Raw genomic sequence first — 3,596 nt, forward strand, 5'->3', positions numbered from 1 at the left:
ACTACCCCCGCGCGGCTCAGATGAGCCCGAGCTCCTTGACCTGGTCCCGCTCGCCCTCGAGGCGCGCGACCGAGGCGGCGATGCGCTCCTTGGAGAAGTCGTTGAGGTCGATGCCCTGGACGATCGACCAGGCGCCGTCGGTGACCGTGCAGGGGAACGAGGAGACGATGCCCTCGGTGACGCCGTACGAGCCGTCCGACGGGACCGACATCGAGACCCACTCCGAGGTGCCGTTGAGCCAGTCGTGCATGTGGTCGATCGTGGCGTTGGCGGCGGAGGCAGCCGAGGAGGCGCCGCGAGCCTTGATGATCGCGCCCCCACGGGTGGCGACGGTCGGGATGTACTCGCCGGTGATCCACGCCTCGTCGACCTGCTCGGCGGCCGAGCGGCCCCCGACCATGGTGTTGAAGAGGTCGGGGTACATCGAGTCGTCGTGGTTGCCCCAGATGGCGAGGTTCTCGATGTCGGTGACCGGGACGCCGAGCTTCTTGGCGAGCTGCGTCTTGGCCCGGTTGTGGTCGAGGCGGGTCAGGGCGTTGAAGCGCTCGCGCGGGATGTCGGGGGCGTTGCTCATCGCGATGAGGGCGTTGGTGTTGGCCGGGTTGCCGGTGACGAGGATCTTCACGTCGTCGGCGGCGCTGTCGTTGAGCGCCTTGCCCTGGCCGGTGAAGATCTTGCCGTTGGCCGCGAGCAGGTCGGCGCGGTCCATGCCCTCCTTGCGGGGCATCGCCCCCACGAGCATCGCGGCGTTGACGCCGTCGAAGATCGCGGCCGGGTCCGCGCCGATCTCGACGCCCGCGAGCAGCGGGAAGGCGCAGTCGTCGAGCTCCATCACGACGCCCTCGAGGGCCGGCAGGGCCGGCTCGATCTCGAGCAGGCGGAGCTCGACCGGACGGTCTCCGAGCGCGCCGGCGGCGAGGCGGAAGAGCAGGCTGTAGCCGATCTGGCCGGCGGCGCCGGTGACGGCGACCTTGAGGGGTGTGGTGCTCACGACGACTCCTGTGATGTGCGACGAAGGCTGGGTTCCGGCCTGACGCTAGCAGCGCGGCCTCCCCCCGCGGCCACAGGGCTGACCCACGGTCGGGCATGCTGGCGCCATGCCCGGCGGCCCCTCCCCAGCACTGCGACGCCGTGCCGCGGCCGTGCTGCTGCGGCCCGTCGCGCTGCTGTGCATCGCTGTCCTGACGACCGGCTGCGGGTTCGGGGAACCCCGGACCGCACCGCCCTCCGGGATCGACGGGCTCGTCGTGCCCACGCCGAGCCCCGAGCCGAGCGACTTCGTCAGCGGCGTCGACAACCCGTGGTTCCCGCTGGCGCCCGGGAGCGAGTGGACCTACGCGGCCCCCGACGGCGGCACCGTCGTGACCACCGTGTCCGGGACCACCCGGGCGGCCGGGGTCGAGGCCACCGTCGTGGACACCGTGGCGCGCGACGAGCGCGGGCGGGTCGAGGGGGAGTCGACCGCGTGGTACGCCCAGGACCGTGACGGCAACGTCTGGCACCTCGGCGACGACGGCGTCTGGGAGGCCGGCCAGGCGGGCGCCGAGGCCGGCCTGGTGATGCCCGCGACGCCGCGCGTGGGCGACGGCTTCGCGCAGGAGAAGGCTCCCGGGATCGCCGAGGACGAACGGCGGGTGCTGTCGATCGACGAGCAGCGCACGACGTCGTACGACGCCTTCGACGCGCTGGTGCAGGTCGAGGACAGCTCCCCGCTGCATCCGGGCGTCACCCGCGAGACGTTCTTCGCCCGCGGGGTCGGCCCGGTGCTCGTCGAGGGGCAGGACGGCGACCTCGCGCTGGTGGAGCTCACCAGCGGGTGAGGTCAGTCGGGACGACGCACCTGGGTGCGGCCGTCCTCGCCGTCGTCGGGCAGCGGCTGCCCCCACTGCTGGGGCGGGCCCTGCGGCGGGACTCCCGGCTGCTGCGGAGCCGGCTGGCCCCACTGGCCGGGCTGCGGCTGCTGCGGCTGCTGGGGGGCCGGCGGCCCCCACTGCTGGGGCGGCGCGGCCTGACCCGACTGGCCGGCCTGACCGGGCTGGGCCGGGGGCACGGGCTGGCCCTGGTTCCACTGCTGCTCGTAGCCGCCGCCGGGAGGCGCGTACATGCCCGGCTGGCCCTGGTTCCACTGCTGCTCGTAGCCGCTCGGCGGGGCGTACATGCCCTGCTGCTTGCGGCCACCGCCGAAGGAGACGCCCGAGCCGGGGACCGGCTCGCTGCCGTGGCCGAAGACCAGCGGATAGGTGAGGCCGGCGATGACCGCGCCGAGGAGCGGGGCGACGATGAACAGCCACAGCTGGAGGATCGCGTCGGTGCCGCCGAAGACGRCCACGCCGATCGAGCGGGCCGGGTTGACCGACGTGCCGGTGGCGCCCATGGAGGCGAAGTGGATCATCGCCAGCGAGAGGCCGATGGCCAGCGGGCCCATGAGTGCCTGGAAGTCGTTGCGGGCGTCGGTGACGCCGAGCACGACGTACAGGAAGACACAGGTGAGCAGCATCTCGAGCAGGAATGCCGCCCACATGGCGTAGCCGCTGCCCTGGTCGCCGAACGAGTTCGCGCCGATGTTGCCCTCGGCCGTGTAGCCCTCGAAGCCGTGCATCAGGGCGAACAGCAGCGCGCCCGCCACCAGGCCGCCGAGGAGCTGGGCGCCGATGTAGATCGGGGTGGCGTTCCACGGGAGACGGCCGCCGAACGCGGCGCCGACGGTGATCGCGGGGTTGAAGTGACCCCCGGACACGCGCCCCACGGCGTAGGCCATCACGACCACCGTGAGCCCGAACGTCAGCCCGGTGGTGAGGTAGTCGCCCCCACTCATCAACGAGGCCCCCACGCCGAAGAAGACGAGCACGAAGGTCCCCAGCATCTCGGCGGAGAACTTCTGGGCCGTGGTGGGCGCATCCTCGACGATCTCGGTCATGCCAGGCCTTCCAGAGAAGTGACGTGCCCACCCCCGTGGGAACACCGAGCACTCTAGCGATCCGCGCCCGGTGGGTGCGAGGGTTGAGCGGGTGTCGCGGTCAGGTATCTTGACGTCAAGTTAGTTTGCCTGATCGTCGCACCCCGTCGATCACCCCGATCACCGCTGTCGACCACACAGGAGCCGTCGCACCATGGCCAAGATCATCTACACCCACACAGACGAAGCGCCCATGCTGGCGACGTACTCCCTGCTGCCCATCGTGTCCGCCTACGCGCRCACGGCCGGCGTCGAGGTCGAGACGCGCGACATCTCCCTCGCCGGACGGATCATCGCCCAGTTCCCGGAGCGGCTGACCGACGAGCAGCGCCTCGACGACGCCCTCGCCGAGCTCGGCGAGCTGGCCACGAAGCCCGAGGCCAACATCATCAAGCTGCCCAACATCTCCGCCTCCATCCCGCAGCTCAAGGCCGCGGTCAAGGAGCTTCAGGACAAGGGCTACGACCTCCCCGACTACCCGGAGAACCCGCAGACGGACGAGGAGAAGGACGCCCGCGCCAAGTACGACAAGGTCAAGGGCTCCGCGGTCAACCCGGTCCTGCGCGAGGGCAACTCCGATCGTCGCGCCCCCGCGAGCGTCAAGAACTACGCCAAGGCGCACCCGCACTCGATGGGCGCC

General features: G+C 71.5%; 4 protein-coding genes. 2 read left to right on the plus strand and 2 right to left on the minus strand.

The window, feature by feature from the left end; translation table 11 throughout:
* Positions 1 to 16: 16 nt before the first annotated feature.
* A complete protein-coding gene (locus ACXJKL_RS17105) occupies positions 17 to 991 on the minus strand; it encodes a malate dehydrogenase (protein WP_457208221.1) in 975 nt (324 codons plus the stop codon).
* A gap of 106 nt (positions 992 to 1,097) precedes the next feature.
* Between ACXJKL_RS17105 and ACXJKL_RS17110 the strand changes: the two genes are divergently transcribed.
* The gene (locus tag ACXJKL_RS17110) at positions 1,098 to 1,820 is read left to right on the plus strand and encodes a hypothetical protein (RefSeq protein WP_457208222.1); all 723 of its coding nucleotides are present in this window, start codon (positions 1,098 to 1,100) and stop codon (positions 1,818 to 1,820) included.
* 2 nt (positions 1,821 to 1,822) lie between these two features.
* On the opposite strand, the gene ACXJKL_RS17115 is transcribed toward ACXJKL_RS17110, so the two are convergent.
* Complete coding sequence (locus tag ACXJKL_RS17115) at positions 1,823 to 2,917, minus strand: MIP/aquaporin family protein (protein ID WP_457208223.1); 1,095 nt, start codon at positions 2,915 to 2,917, stop codon at positions 1,823 to 1,825.
* Positions 2,918 to 3,110: 193 nt separating this feature from the next.
* Here ACXJKL_RS17115 and ACXJKL_RS17120 point away from each other — a divergent pair.
* The coding region (locus ACXJKL_RS17120; protein ID WP_457208224.1) for an NADP-dependent isocitrate dehydrogenase at positions 3,111 to 3,596 on the plus strand (486 nt) is incomplete at its 3' end.

It is taken from the genome of Nocardioides sp. P5_C9_2 (assembly GCF_054049555.1).